Below are 23,003 nucleotides of genomic sequence, written 5' to 3'. Positions count from 1 at the left end.
GAGCGCGAATTCAGAAGCATTCGTGTCGATTCGCGTGATTCGCGGGCCAAGGTTTGGGTGAGTTCAGTTCGCGCTGACGCCGAACACTTCGCGGGCATCGGCCACTTGTCCCGTAACCGCCGCGGCGGCGACCATCAGCGGGCTCATCAGAATGGTCCGGCCGGTCGGGCTGCCCTGCCGGCCCTTGAAGTTACGGTTCGACGAACTCGCGCAGAGTTGGTCGCCGATGAGCTTGTCGGGATTCATCGCGAGACACATCGAGCACCCCGCCGCGCGCCATTCGAACCCCGCCTCGCTGAGAATCTTGTCCAGCCCCAGTTTTTCACACTGGAGGGCCACGATCTGCGAGCCGGGGACGGCGATCGCCTTCACGCCGGCAGCCACGCGCTTCCCCTTCACGAACTTCGCGACCTCCTGGAAATCGCTCAGCCGGCCATTCGTGCACGAGCCCAGGAACGCGACGTTGATCTTCGTCCCCTTGATCGGCGCGCCGGGCTGCAGCTTCATGTAGGCGAGCGCCTCTTCGATGTTGGCCTTCTCGTCGGCGTCGGTGGCTTTTGCCGGATCAGGAATCTGCTCGTTGATCGAGATGCCCTGCCCCGGATTGATGCCCCACGTGACGGTGGGCGCGATGTCGGCTGCGTTGATCTTTACCACGTCATCGTAACGGCAACCGGAATCACTCGCGACGGCGCGCCATCGTGTCACGGCTTCATCCCACGCCGCGCCTTTGGGCGCGTAGGGGCGGCCCTTCAGATAAGTGAACGTCGTGTCGTCCGGATTCACATAGCCCACGCGCGCGCCGCCTTCGATCGACATGTTGCAGACGGTCATTCGCTCTTCCATTGAGAACCGGTCGAACACTTCGCCGGCATACTCGTAGGCGAAACCGGTGCCGCCATTCACGCCGAGCGTCCGGATGATGTGGAGAATGACGTCCTTCGCGTAGACGCCGGGCCGCAGCTTCCCGTTCACCTCGATGCGGCGGACCTTCAGCGGCCCCAGCGCCATCGTCTGCGTCGCCAGCACGTCGCGCACCTGGCTGGTGCCGATGCCGAAGGCGATCGCCCCAAACGCGCCATGCGTACTCGTGTGCGAGTCGCCGCACGCGATCGTCGTGCCGGGCTGCGTGATGCCCTGTTCGGGCCCGACGATGTGGACGATGCCCTGCTTGCCCGTCGAGCGATCGAAGAACGTGATGCCGAATTCGGCACAGTTTTTCCGCAGCTCGTCCATCATCGCTTGCGCGAGCGGATCGCGGTAGGGTTCCACGACCTGATCCGTCGGAACGATGTGGTCGACCGTGGCGAAGGTGCGCTGCGGAAATGCGACCTTCAGTCCGAGGTCCCGCAGCATTCCAAACGCCTGCGGGCTCGTGACCTCGTGGATGAGGTGCGTGCCGATGAGCAACTGAGTCTGGCCATTGGCCAGTTTGCGGACGGTGTGAGCGTCCCAGACTTTCTGGAAGAGTGATTTCGCCATGGGCAGGGTGCGGGGTTCGGAAATTGAGCGCCGACTATACCTGAACCTTGCCATAACCGGAAATACTTCTTTCGCTAGCTGTGATGCCTAAACGGCATCAATTATCCTCACCTGACTCCCGAGCGAGGGCTGGCACGCGCCCCTCCCCTGAAACGCGGAATCCAAACCCGAAACTCCAAACCGAAAGCGACGCTTTCATGCCCCGCGACTACGACTTCCCCTTTGAGCTGCGCCACCTGATCTACTTCCGTGAGGTCGCGCGGCAGCTGCATTTCCGCAAGGCCGCCGAGACGCTCGCGGTGGCGCAGCCAGCACTGAGTCGCGCCATTGCGCAACTTGAGGCCGCGCTCCGTGCAGACCTGCTAAATCGCACGCGTCGCGGGGTGGAAGTCACTCCGGCCGGCCAGCTCCTGCTCGAGCGGATCGAGCCGATCCTCCGTGGACTCGCCGCGATTCCCGCCGAACTCCATGCGCTGTCATCCGGCCAGGTCGGGCACATTAGCATCGCCTTCACCGGTCTCGCGATGGCGACCGTCCTGCCTGGCATCCTGCGCCAGTTCAGCCAGCAATTTCCCGGCGTCCGCGTGGAGCTGAACGAATCGCCCACTTCCACCCAACTCGCCGCGCTGCAGGCCGGCGAGCTAAGTTGCGGTTTCTTCCATCCCGACGCGCCGACACCCGGGTTGCGCACCCACGAGTTGCTACGTGAACGCAATGGTATCCTGCTCCCGCCGGCGCACCGGCTGGCGAGAAAGGCAAAGCTCGAGCTGCGCGATCTCGCCGATACGCCCTTCGTGCTTTTCCCACGTTCCCATAATCCCGGATTCTACGATCGGATCCTCGCAGCGTGCCGCGCCGCCGGGATCACCCCGCGAATCGTCGACGAAGTATGGCCGCGGGCCAACGGCATAGGGTTGGTCCGCGCCGGACTGGGCGCCACGTTCATGACTCCGTCCGAAGCCCGCCACCTGCCGGGTGACGTGGCGTTTCGCACGCTGAGCGGTCCCGCGCCGGAAAGCCGGCTCGTCCTCGGCTGGCGCACGTCGCCGGAACCCGATCCTGCACTGGCTGCCTTCCTCAAGGTCGCCCGTGCGTAGCGATGGCTTGGCACGGGCGAGACGCCCGCGCCACAAGACCGCTCACTTCATCTCTCCCGTTCTTCGCTCTAGCCTCTCCGCTCTCAGCTCAAAAACAGGAAACCCCGCTCCCGTTGATCTCAGGGGGCGGGGCTCCGCGGGGCGACGGGTAGTCGCTCGTTTTGTTCAGGGCGCCACGCCGCTGTCAGCGGCGGGAGCCTTTTGCTTAAAGATCAGCTTGTCGCCTTCGCGATCGACGATCACCGGCTCGCCGTCCTTGATCTCGCCGCGCAGCAAGGCCTCGGCGAGCGGGTCTTCGAGATAGTGTTCGACCGCGCGACGCAGCGGACGAGCACCGTATTTCTCGTCGTAGCCCTTCTCGATGAGCAGGAGCTTCGACTCCGGCGTGAACTCGAGTGCAATCTTCCGCTCGGCGAGCCGCTTGGCGAAATTCGCCGTCTCGAGCTCGACGATCTTGGTGAGATCCTCCTTGGCCAAGGGGCGGAAGAACACGATGTCCGAAATGCGGTTGAGGAACTCGGGCTTGAAGATCCGCTTCGCCTCCTCGAGCACCTTCTCGCGCATCTTTTCGGCATCGTTGAACGCCGCCGCCGCCGCCGCGAAACCCATCGAGGTCTGCCGCTGCAGGAGCTGCGCACCCACGTTGCTCGTCATGATGATGATCGTATTCCGGAAATCGACCGTGCGACCCAGCGAATCGGTCAGCCGTCCGTCTTCGAGAATCTGCAGGAGAATCTGGATCACGTCCGGATGCGCCTTCTCGACTTCGTCGAACAGGATCACCGCGTAGGGCCGACGGCGCACCGCTTCGGTGAGCTGGCCGCCTTCGTCGTAGCCGACATAGCCCGGAGGCGAGCCGACCAGTCGGGACACGGCGAATTTTTCCATGTATTCCGACATGTCGATCTGGATGAGCGCGTCCTGGTTGCCGAACATCTGCGAGGCGAGCTGCTTCGCCATCATCGTCTTGCCGACACCCGTCGGGCCGACGAACATGAACGAGCCGATCGGCCGGCGCGGATCCTTCAGGTCCGCTCGCGAGCGGCGTAGCGCACGCGCGACGGCAACCGCCGCCAGCTCCTGGCCGATGACGGTCTTTTGAAGCTCCGTCTCCATCGCGAGCAGCTTCTCGCTCTCCTTCTTCTCCATCCGGCTGAGCGGAATGCCCGTCCAGTCGGCGACCACCTGCATCATCAGGTCCTCGTCGATCGTCACGCGCTTTTCTTCGCGCGCCTTCTTCCACTCCTCGGTGATCTGCTCCTGCTTGAGCCGGAGCTGCTTCTCCTGGTCGCGGTAGCGGGCGGCTTCTTCAAAATGCTGTTCGCTGATGGCCTTTTCCTTCGACGCGCAGACCTGCTCGATCTCCTTCGTCAGGTTCTCGACGGACGGCGGACGCGTCAGCGCGCCGATGCGCGCGCGCGAGCCGGCTTCGTCCATGACGTCGATCGCCTTGTCGGGCAGGAAACGTCCGGTGATGTAGCGGTCCGAAAGCTTCGCGGCCGACTCGATCGACTTGTCGGTGAAGATCGCCTTGTGGTGATCCTCATACTTCGAGCGGATGCCCTTCAGGATCAGGATCGTGTCGTCGACCGACGGGGCCTCGACCTTGACGGACTGGAAGCGGCGATCAAGCGCCGAGTCCTTCTCGATGTATTTCCGATACTCGTTGAGCGTGGTCGCGCCGACACACTGCAGCTCACCACGCGAAAGCGCGGGCTTGAAGATGTTCGACGCATCCATCGCGCCCTCGGCGGCGCCCGCGCCGACGATCGTGTGCAGCTCGTCGATGAAGAGGATGACGTTCTTCGCGCGGCGGATTTCGTCCATCACTGCCTTGATCCGCTCTTCGAACTGGCCGCGGTATTTCGTGCCGGCGACCATTAGCGCGAGATCAAGGGTGATGACTTTCTTCTCGAGCAGAATCTCCGGCACGGCGCCGGCGGCGATTTCCTGCGCAAGCCCCTCGACGATGGCGGTTTTGCCCACGCCGGCTTCGCCGATCAGCACCGGGTTGTTCTTGGTGCGGCGGCAGAGAATCTGGATCACGCGGCGGATCTCGTTCTTCCGCCCGACGACCGGATCCATCTCGCCCTTGCGCGCGAGATCGGTGAGGTCGCGACCAAATGCCTTCAGCGCGGGGGTCTTGACTTCCTTTTTGTCCTCGGTGCCGCCGCTGCGCTGCGGCGTGCCGGCTGCGGCTTCCTCGCCGGGCACGTCACCGCTTTGGCTGCTGGAGAACTGCGGATCGAGCTCGCGGAGAATTTCGTTGCGGGTGCGCTCGATGTCGATGTCGAGCGACTTGAGCACGCGCGCGGCCACGCCCTCGCCTTCACGGAGCAGACCGAGCAGGATGTGCTCGGTGCCCACGTAGGAATGATTCAGCGTCTTCGCTTCCTTGCCGGCGAGCGCGAGCACCTTCTTCACGCGCGGCGTGTAAGGGATGCTGCCTTGCGTCTTGCTCTCCTGGCCGGTGCCGACCTGCTTTTCGACCGCCGAGCGCACGGTCTCCAAGTCGAGCCCCATCTTCTGGAGCACGCTCACCGCGACGCCCTGGCCGAGCTTGATCAGCCCGAGCAGGATGTGCTCCGTCCCCACGTAATTGTGGTGGAAACGGTCCGCCTCTTTGCGGGCAAGTGCCAACACCTGCTGCGCGCGGGGCGTGAAATTGTTCATGGGTTCTTGGGACATGTGCGAAAAGATTAATTCGACCCGTCGGTCGTGAAAGTAAAGTTGGGTTGCGGGAAATTGGCAAACTCCGTGCGGAGTCGGCCCGCCCGCAGCAGATCGCGCTGGTTGGGCTCGAACTCGCCCTTCTGCGCGTGCTGCAGATGCCCCGGCTGCGCCTCGATGAACAGCCGGTCGATCGTCGCGCGGTTCTCTTCCGGGAAAATGTGCAGGTCGACACCCAGCCGGAGCAGCGAGAGCAGGTTCATCGCCTCGCCCGAGCTCAGCACGTGGCTGTTCTGCAGGATGCCGTAGGCGCGGCCGATCTTGTCGAACAGTTTGCCACGGTCCGCCTCGATCAGCTTCTGGCGCGCGTTCAGCTCGTGCTCGACGATCGACGTCAGCACGCTCCCGAGCCGCTTGATGATCTCATCCTCCGACTCGCCGAGTGTCGTCTGATTGGAGATCTGGAAAATGCTGCCGCTGGCGTCCGAGCCTTCGCCGAACAGTCCGCGCACCACCATGCCCAGCTGGTTGACCGCGCGCACCACCTTCTCCATCTGGTTCGCGATAACCAAGGCCGGCAGGTGCATCATCGCCGAGGCGCGCAAGCCGGTGCCGATGTTGGTCGGGCACGCGGTCAGATAACCCAGCGACGGAGAAAATGCATAGTCCAGCCGATCCTCGATCGCCGTATCGAGCTCGTTGATCGCGCTCCACGCTTTCTTCAGCTGGAAGCCCGCCCGCAGCACCTGAATGCGCAGGTGATCCTCCTCGTTGATCATCACCGAAAAGCACTGGTCCTTGCTGATCACCACGCCTGAACCGTTCTTGCCGCCGCTCAGTTCGCGACTGATCAAGTGCCGCTCGACGAGAATCTGCTTCTCGAGCTCGCTGAGATCGCCGATCTCCACCGCCAGGCTCTTCTTCATGGCCGTCGTCGCGAGCACCGCGTCGCGGCACAAACCGTAAGTCTGCGCCCGCTGCGCCGGCTTGGCCCAGCCGGGGAAGTGGTTTCCCGCCACGTTCCGCGCCAAGCGGATCCGCGTCATCAGCACGACCGCGGTCTTGCTGCTCACCGTGTCGGTGAGCTCCGAAGGCGAATCGAGGAGCGAAGCAATCGTCATGGGCTTAGCGCGCCGATGGTTGTTGCGAGAAGAGTTGTTTGACCTGGTTGATCTCATCACGGCAGCGAGCGGCGTCCTCGTAGCGCTCCGATTTGATCGCAGCGGTGAGGTCGGTCTCGAGTTGGGAAAGTCGTTCGTGGAGGCTGCGGCGGGCGAGCGCCTTTTGCGGCACTTTGCCGGTGTGCGCCGTGCCCTTGTGCATGCTGTCGAGCATCGGCTCGATCAGCGCCGTAAAGGTCTGGTAGCACGCCGGGCAGCCGAACCGGCCGAGCTTCTTAAAATCGTTCGGCGTGAATCCGCACTGCTCGCAACGCACCGTGCCGAGGCTCGCGGGCTCCGGATTGAGCGAGGCCTTGAGCAACAAGTCCGCCAGCGAGAATCCACTGGGGTCGGTGACGCCCTTGGCCTGGGCGCACTCCTCACACAGATCGATCTTGTGAACCTTGTTGTTCACGATCTGCGTCAGGTGCACGGTCGCAGGCTTCGAGCAAAGGTCGCATTTGAGCGGAGTGGGCATTTTTCAGCAGAAAATGTTTCTGCACCAACCATGCCAGCCCGGTGCCCGCTGGCAAGTGCCGCGAGAACTCTCTTCGCCTGAGCCGGAGTTGCGCGCCGACCCGACGCGCGGGAGCAATTCTGTCGCAGTGGCGAACGATGACCGAAGGCCGCATGCGTGGGAGCGCGGCCGTGTCGGCCCCACCGGCTCGGCCACCGTCGCCGATGGTGGCACCGGGCTCACCGAGCCCAGCTACATCCCATCAGATCCGCGCGCCCTCGACCAGCACGCGTCGACGGAACGACGCCAGCACCTGCTGCGTGATCGGCCCCGGGTGACCGGTGCCGATCTCGCGACCATCCAGCTTCACCACCGGCACCACCTCCGCGCCGGTGCCGGTCAGGAAGCACTCGTCGGCACACCACACGTCGTAGCGCGTCAGATCCGCTTCGCGCAGCGGCACGCCGAGTTCCTTCGCCACGTCGAAGATCGCGCCGCGCGTGATACCGCGCAGTGCGCCCTGCGAAGCCGCCGGCGTGATGATCTCGCCCTGGTGCACGATGAAGATGTTGTCCGCGGTGCACTCGGCGATGTAGCCCTGATCGTTGAGCATGATCGCCTCGAGCGCGCCAAATTGCCGCGCCTCGATCTTGCCGAGGATGTTGTTGAGATAGTTCAGCGACTTCACCGTCGAGGGCAGCGCCGCCGGATTGATCCGGCGGGTCGGCACGGTGACGATGCTGAGCCCCTTCTCGTAATGCTCCGGCGGATAAAGCGAGATCTTGCTCGCGATGATGAAGAGGGACGGCTTCGGACAGAGCCACGGGGCGAGTCCCAAATCGCCCACGCCACGGGTGACCACGAGCCGGATATACGCGTCCTTGAGCCCGTTCTGCCGGCACGTCTCGCAGGTCGCCTCGGCCAGTTCTTTCCGATTCAGCGGAATCTTCAGGAGGATCGCCTTGGCTGAATACTCCAAACGCTCCAGATGTTCCTCCAGCCGGAAGACATTGCCGCCGTAGAGCCGGATTCCCTCGAAAACGCCGTCGCCATACAGCAAACCGTGGTCGAACACGGAGATCTTCGCATCGGCTTCGTCCACGAATTTGCCGTCGAGGTAAATCTTCATCCGGTCACGCTAGGGGCGCGTGAAAACGCTTGTCCAGCTTCGCCTTGGCGCCCTCCGGTCGTGGCACGGGCGTCCCTCCCGTGCATCGATCCACTTGCCGCCCGGGCCAGCATGCCCCGCCACGCAGCTCCAGCGACTTTCAGCTTGTCCTGCAAGTTGTTTGAGCTGACTGTGCCGCTCATCCGGCTTTATGCGTGCACCACCCCGTCGTCCGGCTTGCGCGGGCTTCACGTTGATCGAGCTCCTGACGGTCATCGCGATCATCGGTATTCTCGCCGCGATTCTGATTCCGACCGTTGGTTCCGTGCGCGAACGCGCGCAGCGTGCGGTCGATGGCAACAATCTCCGCGAGATCACCAAGGCCGCCATGATCTATGCCGGGGACAACAACGACCGGCTGCCCGATCCCGCCACGCTCACGACGCTCTCCGGCGGCGGTCCCGTCCATCGCTGGCCCGGCGCACTCGCAAAAAACAACGTGCTGAGTGAGCCGAGCTTCTACCTCGCGAAAAACGACCCGCTCTTCAACGGCACCTACCCGCCCGCGATCCTGACGCCCACCGTCGCCGCCCGCAACCAACTCGATCCCGATTTCGTGGCGGCGACGCTCGCGTGGGAATTCGTCGGCGGGCTGCGCATGAGCGATCCGCCCACCACGCCGGTCGCCTTCACGCGCGGGCTGCAGCCGTCGGGGCGATGGGACATCAACAGCGGCGTGTATCGCGATACCGGCGGCTTCGTGGCTTATCTGGGCGGGAGCGTGGTGTTCTATACCTCGACGGCCGAGGCCTTCACTTCGCCCACGAGTGGCCGGAAGGTGACGGATATTCGCAACGCCATTCCCGCCCACGCCCGCATCTACGCGACGCCGACCCCAGCCGGCCCGACCATCGGCACCCTGAACGGTACCGCCGCGGTCGCCGACAACTGATTCCTGGCGGCGAGCGTGGCGCGACCATCCCGCCCGTGATCCGCCCCGCTCCGCGGGCGCGGTTTGGCTCGCCTCAGCCGTGTTTTTCCACGCGACTGCTGCAACGCCGCCCCCGCGGTGTTGTCCGTGTTCGCCACCTTCATGACGTCCGCTTCTTCCTCTTCCGCCCAAAACCCGATTTTCGTGGTCGGCCATCGCAATCCCGATGCCGACTCGATCTGCTCCGCGATCGCTTACGCGGCCTTCAAGGAGATGCGCGGTGAACGCGGCTACATCGCCGCCCGGTGCGGCAATTCGAACGCGCGCATCGACACGATCCTGTCCCGTTTCCAACAACCGCTGCCGCTCTACCTCAGCGATGTCAGCCCGCGCGTGCGCGATCTGATGGTCAAGGACGTGCTCGCGCTCGACGAGCACGCCACCTGCGCCGAAGCGCTGGGGGTCTTCGATCGCCACGACATTCGCGTGCTGCCGGTCACGGGCGCCGGCCGGCAAATCGTGGGCACAATCTCGTTGTCGACCCTCGGCAGCGTGTTCATCCCGCGCTTAACTGAGCCGAAACGACTCCGGCTCGTTCGCACCTCGCTCGCCAACATCGCGCGCACGCTCGACGCCGAGACGCTGCATGTCGTCGCCCCGCAGAAAATCGAAGAGTTTTACCTGCGCCTGGGCACGATGGACATCAGCTCCTTCTGGAGCATTTCGATCCAGGAAAACATCCCCGCCGAAAACTCGATCGTGATCGTCGGCGACCGCCGCGACGTGCAACGCCGCTCGATCGAGCTTGGCGTCCGCGCGATCGTCATCACCAGCAAGCTCGGCATCGATGACGAGACCCTCGCGCTCGCCCGCGCCCGCGGCACCAGCATCCTTATCAGCCCTTACGATTCCGCCACGACGTCGTGGGTCGTGCGCACCGCCTCGATGCTCGACCGCGTGGTCGAGCGGAACTTCATCGCCATCGACGCCGATATGCGGATCGCCGACGTGCGGAAAAAATTCGCCTCCGGCGCGCCGCACGCGCTGCTCGTCACCACGGATCGCGGCCAGTTGGAGGGCATTCTCACGAAGACCGACGTGCTGCGTCCGACACAGACTCGGCTCGTGCTGGTCGATCACAACGAGATGTCGCAAGCCGTGCCCGGCGCCGACGAGGTCACTATCACGGAAATCATCGATCACCACCGGCTCGGCGCGCTCAATACGCCGCAGCCGATCCTCTTCCTGAACGAGCCCGTCGGCTCGACGTGCACCATCATCGCCGATCTGTTTCGCCGCGATGGTCTCCGTCCCTCGCCCGCCATCGCTGGCATCATGATGTCAGGACTGATTTCCGACACGCTTCACCTCCACGGCCCGACCACCACCGCCAAGGACGCGGATATCCTCGCCTGGCTGGCGGAGATCTCCGGGGTCAACTCCGGTGAACTGGCCGACCAGATCTTCAATTCTGGCTCGGTGATCCTCGCGAATCCGCCGGAGACCGTCGTGCGCTCCGATCACAAGATCTACGAGGAGGCCGGGGTGCGTTTCGCCGTCGCGCAGGTGGAGGAACTCGGGTTCGGCAATTTCTGGCAGCACGCGAAACCTCTCGCCGCCGCGCTGCAGGAGCTGCGGAACGAAGAGGATCTGCTCTTCGCCGCGCTGCTTGTTACCGACATCAACACCCAAAACTCACTGCTGCTCGTCAAAGGCGATTCGCAGTTCATCGCGCGAATCTCCTATACCCACGTCGAGCAGGACGAGATTTTCGATCTGCCAGGTGTGGTCAGCCGCAAGAAGCAGCTGATCCCTTATCTCACGAGCGTCCTCAAGGAAATGGTCGCCGACGGCACTCTGCCCACACTCGCTGTCGCTTCCGGGCGGAGGTAGCGCGTTCCGGACAGGGTTGGGCGCCGACGCGTGCGCCATAAGGCCCGCTCGGTGAGCGCGAGCCCGGCCGGCGGCCAGGCCTGCGGCGGCGAGACCGTTGCCGAGATGCTCTGACGACCAGCAGTTCCATTGCCGCCACCGCGCTTCACTGGCGCGCCCAGTCTATAGCGCGGACAGGAAAACATCTGGATTTGTCGCGGGCGGAGCCTCTACGGTCCCGCCCGCATGTTTTCCCCTTCCGGCGCCGCCGGCAGCCCTGCGGCTACTCCCCCCACCCGCGCCCGCTACTGGGTCGTCGTTTTCGCGATCACCCTGGCGGTCATCCAATACATCGACCGCGTCTGCATTTCCCAGGCGGCGCCCTCGGTCTCGTCCGCGCTCGACCTGAGCAAGGAGCAAATGGGCTGGGTCTTCAGCGCCTTCACGCTCGCTTACGCGCTGTTCGAGATTCCCACCGGCTACTGGGGCGATCGCAACGGCCCGCGCCGCGTCCTGCTGCGCGTCGTGCTGTGGTGGTCGTTCTTCACCGCCGCCACCGGTTGGGTGTGGAATTGGAGCTCGCTCGTGGTGACCCGTTTCCTTTTCGGCGCCGGCGAAGCCGGTTGTTTTCCCAATCTCACGAAAGCCTTCGAAGCGTGGCTCCCGACGCGCGAACGCATCCGCGCGCAAGGCATCATGTGGATGAGCGCGCGCTGGGGCGGCGCGGTCACGCCCTATCTCGTTTTTCTCGTCCTGAGCGTGATGAACTGGCGGCTGGCGTTCCTGGTGTTTGGTCTGCTCGGTGTCGTCTGGGCCATTCTGTTTGCCCGCTGGTTCCGCGACAACCCGCGCGAACATCCTTCGGTCAATGCCGCCGAGGCGGCGCTGCTGCCCGAGCGGCCCGCGAGTTCGCACTTCGCGGTGCCGTGGCGGAAGCTCATCACCGCGCCTTCCGTGTGGTGCGTCTGCGGCCAGTATTTCGCCTGCAGCTACGCGTGGTACTTCTTCATCACGTGGTTTCCCACCTACCTGCTGGAGGTGCATAAGTTCGATCTGAAGAGCAGCGCGCTCCTCGCCGGTTTGCCGCTGTTGCTGGGTGGCGCCGGCTGCTTCCTCGCGGGCGCCCTCGTGCCGCGGTTCACGCGCCGCTTCGGCCACGGCGGATTGATCCGGCGGCTCTTCGGCGTCGTCGGCCAGGGCGGCGCGGCGTTGTGCCTGATCGCAGCGACGTTCTTCAGCCAACCGCTGCTCGCCGTCACCGCCATCGCGCTCGCGAGCTTTTCCAACGATCTCAGCATCCCGTGCTCCTGGACCACGTGCATGGATGTCGGTGGCCGCTACGTCGGCACACTCTCCGGGATGATGAACATGGTCGGAAACATCGGCGGGTTCCTTTCCCCCATCGTGCTCGGCTACATCGTTGGCCGCACGGGCGACTGGAATCTCACCTTCTACGTCACCGCCGCCGTTTACTTGCTCGGCGCGCTGTGCTGGTGGTTGATCGACCCGGTCACTCCGCTCGAGCTCTCTGAAGAATCCGCAGCCTGATTTCCCGCCACTCATGCACCGTCTCTATTCCACCCAACACGGCTTCATCGTGCACAGCGGCGGCCGGTTTGTCCGGCTGCCCGATTCCTTCGATCTCGACGCGTTGTTCGCTTCGCCCGAGCCCCATGCGTTGCTCGCCGAAGCACTCCGCTCGGCGCAACCCGCCTCCGAGCCCGCGCTGGAAGCGCTGCGGCCGCCGCTGCAAAGCCAGGAGATCTGGGCGGCTGGCGTGACCTACTTGCGCAGCATGACCGCGCGCATGGAAGAAGCGAAGAACGCTGGCGGCGGCACGTTCTACGACCGCGTCTACGCCGCCGAGCGTCCCGAGTTGTTCTTCAAGGCCACGCCGCATCGCACCGTCGGCAGCGGCGGCAAGGTCCGCATCCGCTCCGATTCGAAATGGAACGTCCCCGAACCCGAGCTCACGCTCGCCATCAGCGCGCGTGGTCGGATCTTCGGCTACACCGCAGGCAACGACATGAGCTCGCGCGACATCGAAGGCGAAAATCCGCTCTACCTGCCGCAGGCCAAGGTCTACCTCGGCAGCGCCGCCATCGGTCCGTGCCTCGTCGTCTCGCCCGAACTACCCTCGCCCGACACGGCCATCCTGCTCGAAATCCGCCGCGGCGGCGTGCCGGTTTTTTCGGGCGAAACCACCATCGGCCGGATCATGCGTCCGCTGCCATCGCTTGCCGATTGGCTGTTCCGTGAGCAGTCTTTCCCGCACGGATGCTATTTGATGACGGGCACCGGCATCGTCCCGCCCGATTCGTTCACCTTGCGCAGTGGCGACGAGGTGCGGATCGCAATTCCGCCCGTCGGTACGCTCTTCAACACCATCGCCTGATCCATGATTCTCCACGGAAAAAGCCTCATCGCCGGGCAGCCCGGCCAAGCCGGCGGCCCGATCTTCTGGACCGTCAATCCCGCCACGGGCCACCGACTCACGCCCGATTTTCACTCGGCCTCGGCCGCCGAGGTCGATCGCGCGCTGCACGAATCCGCCGCCGCGTTCGCCGACTACTCGACGCGCCCGCCCGCCGAGCGCGCCGCCTTCCTCGACGCGATCGCCACCGCGATCGAGGCGGTCGGCGACGAATTGCTGCAGCGCGCGCATCAGGAAACCGGCCTGCCGCTCGCGCGGATCACCGGCGAACGCGCACGCACCTGCGGCCAGCTGCGATTGTTCGCCAACCTCGTGCGCGAAGGCTCCTGGGTCGACGCGCGCATCGATCCGGCGCTGCCGCAGCGTCAGCCGCTGCCCCGCCCGGATCTCCGGCGAATGCTTACGCCGCTGGGCCCCGTGGTCGTTTTCGGCTCGAGCAACTTCCCACTCGCGTTCTCCGTGGCCGGTGGTGACACGGCATCTGCCTTCGCGGCTGGCTGCACCGTCGTCGTGAAAGCGCACCGCGCGCACGCGGGCACCGCCGAGCTCGTCGGCGGCGCGATCACGCAGGCCGCCGTCGCCTGTGGGCTGCCGCCCGGCGTGTTCTCGATGATCCACGGCGAAGGCGCCACGGCCGGCGTCGCGATGGTGAAACATCCCGCGACCGCGGCGGTGGGCTTCACCGGCTCGCGCACGGCGGGACGCGCGCTCTTCGATGCCGCGGCGGCGCGGCCGCATCCGATTCCGGTGTTCGCCGAGATGAGCAGCCTGAATCCCGTGTTCCTGCTGCCGCGCGCCGTGCACGAGCGCGGCACGGAAATCGCGCAGGGGCTGCTCAGCTCGTTCACGCTCGGCGTCGGTCAATTCTGCACCAAGCCCGGACTCGTCTTCGCGCTGCGCAGCCCGGAAACCGATGCCTTCATCGAAAAGTTCGGCGAACTCGTCCGTGAAGCGCCGTGCGGAGTGATGCTCACCAGCGGCATCCGCGAAGCGTTTCTCAAGAACCGCACCAAGGTCACGTCGGTCGTCGGCGTGCTGCCACTCATCGAATCGAGCAAAACGGCCGATCCATCGCACACGGAATCGCAGCCGAGCTTTGCCGTCTCCCGCGGCCGCCGGTTTCTCGAACACCCCGAGCTCGCCACCGAGGCGTTCGGGCCCTTCACCCTGATCGTGATCGCCGAAACCGAGGACGAGTTGAAAGCGTGCGCAGCCTCACTCGAAGGTCAGCTCACGGCGACAGTCCACGGCACGCCCGCCGATCTCGAGCACGCGCGTCCTCTGCTCGCGACGCTCGAACAAAAAGCCGGCCGGCTGCTCATCAACAGCTTTCCCACCGGCGTCGAGGTTTCGCCCGCGATGAACCACGGCGGTCCGTATCCCGCCACCACCGATGTCCGTTTTACGTCCGTGGGCACTGCGGCGATTTATCGGTTCGCGCGGCCGGTTTGCTACCAGGGCTTCCCGGACGCGCTGCTGCCACTCGCGCTGCAGGACGCGAACCCGCTCGGCCTGCTTCGGCTTGTCGACGGCAAACATACTCGCGACGCCGTGCAGCGGGTCTAGCTGCTCTCCGTATCCCCCTGCGAAATTCACGCTATCTTCGGTAGAGCGAGGCGTCCTCGCCAACCTGCCGCCATGGCCTTCGCGAAGGCAGAGCCGCGGCTCACCGGACGGTTCGCCCTGCCTCTCGGCTTTCTCGGCGCTTGCCCCTTCTGCGCCTTTTTGCGGCGATTCCTCCGCGCCCACCTCCCTCCGCTCTCATGCCTGATCCGCTGCTCGATTCCCCAAACGACGCCATTTACACGCTGCGCACCACCGCGCCTGGACCGACGGGCCGATTGCCGGTTGACCCCGACCGACTGCGCGCAATGTCGAGCGGCGAGCTGTTCGGCTGGACGCAAAACGCCGGCATGGGCTGGGATCCCGCCCGGCTGCTCGGAAAGCAATTCCTGATTCTGAGCACGCAAGGCGGCGTACGCGCCGCCGACGGCGCGCCCGTCGCGCTCGGTTACCACACCGGGCATTGGGAAGTCGGGCTGTTGATGGAGGAAGCCGCGCGCACCTTTTCCGCGCAGGGAGCAATCCCGTTCGCCGGCTACGTCAGCGATCCGTGCGATGGCCGGACCAACGGCACCGCCGGCATGCTCGACAGTCTGCCCTACCGCAACGATGCCGCGATCGTCCTGCGCCGACTGATCCGCTCGCTGCCGACGCGCCGCGGCGTGCTCGGCGTCGCCACGTGCGACAAGGGCTTGCCCGCGATGCTCATGGCGCTCGCCGGCACGGCGAACCTTCCCACGATCCTCGTCCCCGGCGGCGTCACGCTCCTTGCCGAGGAAGCCGAAGACACCGCCAAGGTGCAGACGCTCGCCACGCGGTTCGCGCGCGACGAGATCACCCTCGATTACGCCGCCGAGATGGGCTGCCGCGCCTGCGGTTCTCCGGGCGGCGGCTGCCAGTTCATGGGCACGGCCGCTTCGACCCAGTGTGTCGCCGAGGCGCTCGGGCTCACGTTGCCGCACGCCGCGCTGAGTCCCTCCGGCGCCGAAATCTGGCGCGATCTCGCCCGCCGCTCCGCGTTGGCGCTGCTGCAGCTCGATCAGGCAGGCGCCACCACCCGTGACGTGCTGACGGAAGATTCGATTCATAACGCGATGGTGATTCACGCCGCGATCGGCGGCTCAACCAATCTCGTCCTACACGTCCCCGCGATCGCGCACGCCGCGGGATTACCGCGCCCGACCGTGGACGACTGGGCACGAGTCAACCGCGCAGTGCCGCGGCTGGTCGACTCGCTACCGAACGGCCCGCGCCATTTCGCCACGGTGCAGGTGTTCCTCGCCGGCGGCGTGCCCGAGGTGATGCTGCACCTCCGCGCGCTCGGTCTGCTCCGACTCGATGCACGCACGGTCTCCGGCCGCACGCTGGGCGAGAATCTCGCGTGGTGGGAAAAATCCGAGCGTCGCGCACGGCTGCGGGAGAAACTCCGCGAACTCGACGGCATCGATCCCGACGATGTGATCCTGCCGCCGGCACGGGCGAAGGAGCGCGGGTTGACGAGCACCGTTACGTTCCTGCGCGGCAACCTGGCACCCGAAGGCGCGCTCGTGAAAAGCACCGCGATCGCGCCGGAAATGATCGGGCCCGACGGCGTGTACCGTCACGAGGGCCCTGCGCGCGTCTTCACGAGCGAAAATTCGGCGATCGCCGCGATCAAGAGCGGCAGCGTCAAAGCCGGCGACGTGATGGTCCTCATCGGCATCGGGCCTGGCTGCGGCATGCCCGAAACGTACCAGATCACCGCCGCGCTCAAATACGCCAAGGACGCGTCACGCATCGCGCTGATTACCGACGGCCGTTTTTCCGGCGTGTCCACCGGCGCCTGTGTCGGCCACATCAGCCCGGAGGCGTGGGCCGACGGACCGATTGGGAGAGTGCGCGATGGCGATCGGATCCGGCTGCACATCGACACGCGCCAACTCGAGGGCTCGGTCGACGTGGTCGCCTCCGACGCCCCCGCGTTCGCCGCGCGGCCGCCACATCCGAACCTCCGCCGCGATGAGCGCGTGCCCGTCGACACGCGGCTGTGGTCCGCGCTGCAGGACGCGAGCGGCGGCAGCTGGTCCGGCTGCGTCTACGACACCGACCGGATCGTCCACTTGCTCGAGCTAGGCAAGGCGGCGGAGCGGGCCCAGACCAGCCACTAGCCTTTCGGCGGTCCCTCGTAACGGCAGGCGTCTCTGCCTGCCGTTCTTTTTGTTCTAGCCGGCAGGCACAGAGGCCTGCCGCTACGCCATCTACCGGACTTCTACTTCAGCTCTTTCACCCGTACGCGCCGATATTCCATTTGCCCGCGGTCGCTCTCGAACCCGATCGGGCCGTCGGCCGGCACCGGAAACGCGTCCAGCAGCACCTCACCGTTAATCGTCGCGTGAGCGAGCCCGCCCTTCACCGTCACGACAACTTCGTTCCAATCGAGCGGGCGGTAACTCCTCAGCGACGTGAACGGCCCCGCGAGGTAGTAGTCGCGGCACTGCAGCTGCGGTTCGCGAATGTAGATGCCGCTGTCCGCGTTCGGACTGGAGCGGAACTCGAGCCGCAGTTCGAAATCCTTCGGGAACGTCCGCGTGGTCCAGATCTTTTTGTAGTCGCGCACGGTCCGCGCGACCGTCACCACCAGCCGGCCGTTCACCGCGCGGAACCGGCCGTCGCTTGTGGCGGCCTTGCCTTCGAGCGACGCGTCACCGTCATAGCGCCAGCCGCCGAGATCGCGGCCGTTGAACACGGCCTCGAATCCTGGCTCCGGCGTAAAGTCGTCCGGCCACGCCGGCGCTAGCCCCACCGTCTCGAGGATGGGCCGCAGCGCGGCGGCCCACTTGCCGTAGCCGGTGATGTTCGGATGCAGCAGATCCGGGAAGATGTCCGCTGGCGCGTCGCCCTGCGCATTCGCGAACAGCGCATACGTGTCGAGCACGGTGACCTGCGGCTCATCTTTCGCCAGGCCCATGTAGAGCTCGTTCACCCGACGGATCATGTGCGCTGGACGCCGCATCGTGAGCGACGACGGCATCACCTGGCAGAGCACGACGGGCATGGCCGGATTGTGCTGCCGGAAGGCCGCGAGGATCAGCTTCATGTTGCCCGCAATGATCTCGGGCGCCGCCCATTCCTCGAGGTCGTTCGTGCCGATCAACAGCACGACGCCGCGCGGATTCAGCGCGATCACGTCCTCCTGCAGCCGGATCAGCACGCCACGCGTGGTGTCGCCGCTGATTCCGCGATTGGCCACCTTCAGTCCGGGAAAACTGCTACCTGTGCTCGCCCAGCCCTGCGTAATCGAGTCGCCAAGAAACACGATCGCGCCCTGATCCTTCTGCGTGTCGTTCGCCCAGCTGCTCCGCCGTTCCGTCCACACGCGCTGAAACCAATCGGCGCGCCGGATCGGGCCCGCGCCCGGCAGTCCTTCATCGGTCGCCGGAATCTGGAACCGGTCCGCCGACGGCGTCGCCGCCGGGCTGGATGCGAGCAAACTGGATACCGCGACAAGTGCGGTGAGAAGGAGTGGTGAACGGAGGAGTTTCATGGGAAAGCGCGAGCACGTTGCGCCTCTCCCCGCGCCTGCGTCAAAACCAAACCCCGTCCTGCAGCGCGCGAACCGCGCAGCCACCCCTGGTCTCCTCGGACGTGACTCGGTCACGCCCGGGATATGGATGAACAGCGCTCCTTCAACTCAGGAGCGCCGGAGTGCCGCGAGCGGGCGCCGCTTAGGCGAAGACTTCGTCCGGTTTGAAGAACCGCGCGATCTCGATCCGGCCGGCCTCGTCACTATCCGAAGCGTGCACGATGTTGACCGACACGTCGGTGCCAAAATCACCGCGGATCGTGCCTTTCGGGGCCTTCTTCGAATCCGTCGGCCCCAATAAGTCGCGGACGCGTTGCACGATATTGTCGCCCTGCAGCGCCATCACGATCACGGGCCGCGAGCTCATGAAGCTTTCGAGATTCGGATAGAATGGCCGGTCGGCGACGTGGGCATAGTGCTCCCGCAGCAGCTGCGGGGTGAGCCGCATCATCTTGCATCCGATCACATCAAATCCGGCCGCCTCGAAACGGCTGAGGACGGTGCCCACCAGTCGCTTCTCCATGCAATCCGGCTTAAAGATAACGAGCGTTTTCTGCATAAGAATCCGCCAAACTAGGACGGCGTCCCAGTGGGGGAAGCTTGGAGTGTGTGCAAACCACCCGATAGCACAATCCGTGATTTCGGCGACGCCGCCGTCGGGCTTGTCCTAATGACTGCGCTCCAACACTTGCGCGAGCGCGCCGTCCAGCTGCGGTTGTTCGAAGCCGAACCCACTCGCGCGCAGCCGGCCGGGCATCGCTCGCGTGCTAGCGAGCAGCATCGCGTCGGCCATCTCGCCAAGCGCCACGCGCAACACGGGTCTCGGCACGGGGAACACCGCCGGTCGGTGCAGCGCCGCTGCCAACGCCCGCGTAAACTCGGCGTTGGTCACCGGCACTGGCGCCGCGACGTTCATCGGCCCGTTCATCTGCGGGTCCGCCAGCGCATGCTCGACCGCACGAACCGCGTCGCCAAGCGTGACCCAGCTCATCCATTGCTCCCCGCGGCCCAGCCTCCCGCCGAGCCCGAGCTGAAACAGCGGCCGTAGCTTCGCCAGCGCGCCGCCACTCGGCGCGAGCACCATCGCGAATCGCGCCAGCACCACGCGCACGCCCAGCGGCTCCGCTCGTCGCGCCTCGGTTTCCCACGCTTCACACACCTCAGCTAGAAATCCGCGCCCACTCGCGCTCGTCTCGTCCAACACCTCCGCGCCGCGATCGCCATAGTACCCGACGGCGGACGCGTTGAGGAGCACCGCAGGTTTTTCCGTCATGCGCGCGATCGCCTCCACCAACGTACGCGTGGCGTCGATCCGACTCTGGCGGAGGAGGGTTTTTCGCGCGGCCGTCCATCGGCCGGCGCCGATGTTCGCGCCGGCGAGATTCACGACCGCCTCCGTGCCCACCAGCGCGGCGACATCGATTTTGCCGTTCGCCGGATCCCAGCTCCACTCAGCTGGCGCTCTCGCCGTGCCGCGCACCAGCTGCCGCACCTCGCCGCCGCTGCTCCGCAACCGTGCCGTCAGCGCGGTGCCGATCAGGCCCGACGCGCCCGCGATCACGACGCGGCGCGGCCGCGCTCGTTCCGCAGTCGGAAAAACCTTGGCTTGGTCGCTCATCGTGCGTGCTCCTTAGCGCAGCGTCGTTCGCACCGGCGGTTCGCGCAACTGGCGAAACGCCGCGAGCGCCTCCGCCCGTGCTGCCGCATGATCGACGACGGGGCGCGGATAATTTTCTCCCAACCGCACTCCCGCCGCGGCAAGCGTTTGCGCCGTCGCAGTCCACGGCGCGTGCAAAAACCGGTCCGGCAGCCGCGCAAGCTCGGGCACCCACCGACGGACGTAGACTCCGTCCGAATCAAATTTCCGCCCCTGCAGCACCGGCGCGAAGATTCGAAAATAGGGCGCGGCGTCCGCGCCGCATCCGGCGCTCCATTGCCAGCCGAGCGTATTGTTGGCGAGGTCGGCGTCGACGAGCGTGTCCCAAAACCACGTGGCCCCGTGCGGCCATGAGAGTCGCAGGTGCTTCACCAAAAACGACGCCACGATCATCCGCACGCGATTGTGCATCCACCCTGTTTGCCACAACTGTCGCATTCCGGCATCGACGATTGGATATCCCGTCTGCCCGCGTTGCCAGGCGCGCAGCCGTCTGCCCTCCGGATCCTCTGCCCAGGAGAAGCGCGCGAAGGCGCGGCGCAGCGGTTGCTCGATCGTGTGCGGAAAATGCCACAGCAGGTGGTAGGCAAACTCGCGCCAGCCGAGTTCCGCCAAAAAGATCCGCGCGCCGTTGCTCGGCGGGAACACGCCGGATTCCCGCGATCGCCCCCGCACCGCCGCCCAGAGCTGTCGCGGCGAAATTTCGCCCCAATGCAGCGCCGCCGAGAGCATCGACGTGCCGTCGCAGCCGGGAAAATCACGTTCCTCGTCGTAGCGATCAATCGCGCCGGCCACGAACCGCGTCATCCGCTTCGCGGCGCTCGCCTCGCCTGGCGTCCACGCCTGCGCCAGCCCGCGATCCCACGCCACGCGCGGCCGCAGTTCGAGCGCCGCCACGTCCAGCGACCGCGGCCAGCGCTCCGGTGCTGGGATCGGGCCGGCCGGAAGCTTTCTCGGCGCCGCCACCGGCAACGTGAGACAATGACGCCAGTAAGCGCTGAACACCTGAAACGGCCCGCCCTGTTTGTTCAGAATCGTCTCCGGCTCGTTCAGCAGCGCCGAGTTGAAGGTCTTCACGTCGAGCCCCGCGGCCGCGAGTTCCGTTTGCACGCGCGCATCGCGCGCGCGCGCCGCCGGCTCGTAGCGGCGATTCCAGTAAACCCCCTTCGCGCCGGTCGCCCGCACGATTTCCTGCAATTCGGCGAGCGGATCACCGCGCCGCAAAATCAGTCGCCCGCCTCGCTCGCGCACAGCCGCGTCGAGCGCCTCGAGCGAATGATGCAGCCACCAACGCGATGCCGCGCCCGGCTGAGCCGCCCATCCATCGTTAGCCCGCGCCCCCTCGGCCGCGGGTGATTCGCACGACTCCTCCCACACGTACACCGGGATCACCGGACCGCCGCGCGCGAGCGCCGCGTGCAGCGCAGGATTATCCTGCAACCGCAGGTCCTGCCGGAACCACAGCAGCGTCGGAGTCATGACTTCGCGTGAGCTTCGGACGCGATTGCCCTGTTGGCGGCCCGCTCAGAGCGTGTCGCGATACAGCCGTTCATAACCGGCAGCCGCCACGTTCCAGCCGAACTCCCGCGCCATCGCGCGTTGCTGGACCGTGCCATAGCGCGGCTTGTCGTCAAAGAGCGTCATCGCCCGCGCGAGCACATCGAGGAGCGACGCACTGGTCGGCTCGCACATCAGTCCCGTGCCCTTCTCCGGCTGCTGGTCCGCATCGATCACCGTGTCGACGAGTCCGCCCACCCGGCTGACGATTGGCAGCGTGCCGTAGATCTGCGAATACATCTGGTTCAAGCCGCACGGTTCGAACAGCGACGGCATGAGGAAGAAGTCGCTGCCCGCCTCGATCAAGTGGCTCATCGCCTCGTCGAGCTTGGCGCTCAGCGCGATCTTGTTCGGCGCGCGGGCCGCGAGCGCTTTCATCGCCGTCTCGTAGCGCAGTTCACCGGCGCCGAGCACGATTAGCCGGCAGCTCTGGGAAAGGAAGAAGCCCTGGTTCGCGAGCACCAGGTCCACGCCTTTCTGCTCCGCGAGCCGGCACACCATGCCGAACACGGGCCCGTCGAAATCCGGCGCAAACCCGAATCGCTTCAACAGCTCGGCGCGACACACGCGCTTGCCCGCCAAGTCCGCCCGCGAGTAGCGCGCCGGCAGCAGCGGATCCGTCGCGGGATTCCACACCTTCGTATCCACGCCGTTCAGCAGTCCCACCAAGTCGCTCTCCCGCGTCTGCACCACGCCGTCCAACCCGCAGCCGAACTCCGGCGTCTGGATTTCCTCGGCGTAGCGCGGGCTCACCGTCGTTACGCGATCCGCGAACAGGATGCCCGCCTTCATGAAGTTGATCTGCTCGTAATACTCGAGGCCGTCGACGCTGTTGAGCTCGTCCGGCAGGTTCGTGCGCGCAAACACCGCCCGCGGAAAGATGCCCTGAAACGCGATGTTGTGGATCGTGAAGATCGTTTTCATCGCCAGCATTCCGCCCTGCCGGCGCTCGGCTTCGCGCAACAGCAGCGGCAGCAGCGCGGCCTGCCAGTCGTGCGCGTGGACTACGTCCGCCTGCATGTCCGCCAGTCGCAGCGTCTCGACCACACCCTTGCAGAAGAAGATGAATCGATCCGAGTTGTCCTCGTAGTCCCGCTCACCATTGCCATACGGCGCGCGCCGATCGAAGAACTCCTCGCGGCAGATCAGAAAGATCGAGAGATTTGGCCGTGGCGAAAACACCCGCACGTCGCCCGACAAATACTGCTGGCCCATCTCCACTTTCAGCCGGTAGCGACGCTCCGCCGCCGCGGCATCGCGATGCTCGAGCGCCGCGCGGTATCCGGGCAAAAAAACCGCCACCTCGTGTCCGCTATCCGCCAGCATGCCCGCGAGCGATGCCACCGCATCTGCCAGTCCCCCGGTCTTCACGTAAGGGAACAATTCACTCGCGACATGGACGATTTTCATCGCGCACAGCTAAGCGCGGCTGTTTCGTCACGCAAATACCAAA

At 65.5% G+C, this 23,003-nt stretch carries 17 protein-coding genes; 7 read left to right on the top strand and 10 right to left on the bottom strand.

Annotated features, from left to right (window positions below):
- Window positions 1-63: 63 nt before the first annotated feature.
- Window positions 64-1,482, bottom strand: a complete 1,419-nt coding sequence (gene leuC, locus OTER_RS13585; RefSeq protein ID WP_012375496.1) for a 3-isopropylmalate dehydratase large subunit — start codon at window positions 1,480-1,482, stop codon at window positions 64-66.
- Between the two features lie 197 nt (window positions 1,483-1,679).
- Here leuC and OTER_RS13580 point away from each other — a divergent pair, with 197 nt between their 5' ends.
- On the top strand, window positions 1,680-2,579 hold the full coding sequence (locus OTER_RS13580) for a LysR family transcriptional regulator (RefSeq protein ID WP_012375495.1): 900 nt from the start codon (window positions 1,680-1,682) through the stop codon (window positions 2,577-2,579).
- Window positions 2,580-2,744: 165 nt separating this feature from the next.
- Here the strand turns inward: OTER_RS13580 and OTER_RS13575 are convergent, their stop codons facing one another.
- The 4 genes from OTER_RS13575 to ilvE form a co-directional block, all read right to left on the bottom strand.
- On the bottom strand, window positions 2,745-5,267 hold the full coding sequence (locus OTER_RS13575) for an ATP-dependent Clp protease ATP-binding subunit (RefSeq protein WP_012375494.1): 2,523 nt from the start codon (window positions 5,265-5,267) through the stop codon (window positions 2,745-2,747).
- 11 nt (window positions 5,268-5,278) lie between these two features.
- A complete protein-coding gene (locus tag OTER_RS13570; protein WP_012375493.1) occupies window positions 5,279-6,370 on the bottom strand; it encodes a protein arginine kinase in 1,092 nt (363 codons plus the stop codon).
- Window positions 6,371-6,374: 4 nt separating this feature from the next.
- Window positions 6,375-6,887, bottom strand: a complete 513-nt coding sequence (locus OTER_RS13565; protein ID WP_012375492.1) for a UvrB/UvrC motif-containing protein — start codon at window positions 6,885-6,887, stop codon at window positions 6,375-6,377.
- Between the two features lie 241 nt (window positions 6,888-7,128).
- Window positions 7,129-7,995, bottom strand: a complete 867-nt coding sequence (ilvE, locus tag OTER_RS13560) for a branched-chain-amino-acid transaminase (protein ID WP_012375491.1) — start codon at window positions 7,993-7,995, stop codon at window positions 7,129-7,131.
- Window positions 7,996-8,185: 190 nt separating this feature from the next.
- Here ilvE and OTER_RS13555 point away from each other — a divergent pair, with 190 nt between their 5' ends.
- The 6 genes from OTER_RS13555 to OTER_RS13530 all read left to right on the top strand — a co-directional run bounded on the left by OTER_RS13555 (window position 8,186) and on the right by OTER_RS13530 (window position 16,921).
- Window positions 8,186-8,926, top strand: a complete 741-nt coding sequence (locus OTER_RS13555; RefSeq protein ID WP_012375490.1) for a type II secretion system protein — start codon at window positions 8,186-8,188, stop codon at window positions 8,924-8,926.
- Between the two features lie 141 nt (window positions 8,927-9,067).
- Window positions 9,068-10,798 (top strand): putative manganese-dependent inorganic diphosphatase, encoded by a 1,731-nt coding sequence (locus tag OTER_RS13550; RefSeq protein ID WP_012375489.1) that lies wholly within the window; start codon window positions 9,068-9,070, stop codon window positions 10,796-10,798.
- Between the two features lie 225 nt (window positions 10,799-11,023).
- Window positions 11,024-12,325 (top strand): MFS transporter, encoded by a 1,302-nt coding sequence (locus tag OTER_RS13545; RefSeq protein WP_012375488.1) that lies wholly within the window; start codon window positions 11,024-11,026, stop codon window positions 12,323-12,325.
- 13 nt (window positions 12,326-12,338) lie between these two features.
- Window positions 12,339-13,172, top strand: coding sequence for a fumarylacetoacetate hydrolase family protein (locus OTER_RS13540; protein ID WP_012375487.1), 834 nt, complete (start codon window positions 12,339-12,341; stop codon window positions 13,170-13,172).
- A 3-nt stretch (window positions 13,173-13,175) separates the two neighbouring features.
- Entirely contained in the window at window positions 13,176-14,777 is a 1,602-nt protein-coding gene (locus OTER_RS13535) for an aldehyde dehydrogenase (NADP(+)) (protein WP_012375486.1), read from the top strand.
- Window positions 14,778-14,974: 197 nt separating this feature from the next.
- The gene (locus OTER_RS13530; RefSeq protein WP_012375485.1) at window positions 14,975-16,921 is read left to right on the top strand and encodes a YjhG/YagF family D-xylonate dehydratase; all 1,947 of its coding nucleotides are present in this window, start codon (window positions 14,975-14,977) and stop codon (window positions 16,919-16,921) included.
- A 101-nt stretch (window positions 16,922-17,022) separates the two neighbouring features.
- Here the strand turns inward: OTER_RS13530 and OTER_RS13525 are convergent, their stop codons facing one another.
- From OTER_RS13525 to glgA, 5 genes are all read right to left on the bottom strand, one after another.
- Window positions 17,023-18,297, bottom strand: coding sequence for a GDSL-type esterase/lipase family protein (locus OTER_RS13525; protein WP_012375484.1), 1,275 nt, complete (start codon window positions 18,295-18,297; stop codon window positions 17,023-17,025).
- Between the two features lie 181 nt (window positions 18,298-18,478).
- Window positions 18,479-18,895, bottom strand: coding sequence for a nucleoside-diphosphate kinase (ndk, locus tag OTER_RS13520; protein ID WP_012375483.1), 417 nt, complete (start codon window positions 18,893-18,895; stop codon window positions 18,479-18,481).
- A gap of 108 nt (window positions 18,896-19,003) precedes the next feature.
- Entirely contained in the window at window positions 19,004-19,954 is a 951-nt protein-coding gene (locus OTER_RS13515; RefSeq protein ID WP_012375482.1) for a TIGR01777 family oxidoreductase, read from the bottom strand.
- A 12-nt stretch (window positions 19,955-19,966) separates the two neighbouring features.
- Window positions 19,967-21,472: a cryptochrome/photolyase family protein gene (locus tag OTER_RS13510; RefSeq protein WP_012375481.1), complete on the bottom strand. Its 1,506-nt coding sequence runs from the start codon at window positions 21,470-21,472 to the stop codon at window positions 19,967-19,969.
- 45 nt (window positions 21,473-21,517) lie between these two features.
- Window positions 21,518-22,960, bottom strand: a complete 1,443-nt coding sequence (gene glgA, locus OTER_RS13505; protein ID WP_012375480.1) for a glycogen synthase GlgA — start codon at window positions 22,958-22,960, stop codon at window positions 21,518-21,520.
- Window positions 22,961-23,003: the final 43 nt, after the last annotated feature.

The sequence above is a fragment of the Opitutus terrae PB90-1 genome (assembly GCF_000019965.1).
In the GTDB taxonomy this organism is placed as follows: domain Bacteria; phylum Verrucomicrobiota; class Verrucomicrobiia; order Opitutales; family Opitutaceae; genus Opitutus; species Opitutus terrae.
This window is presented reverse-complemented; position numbering and strand designations above follow the sequence as displayed.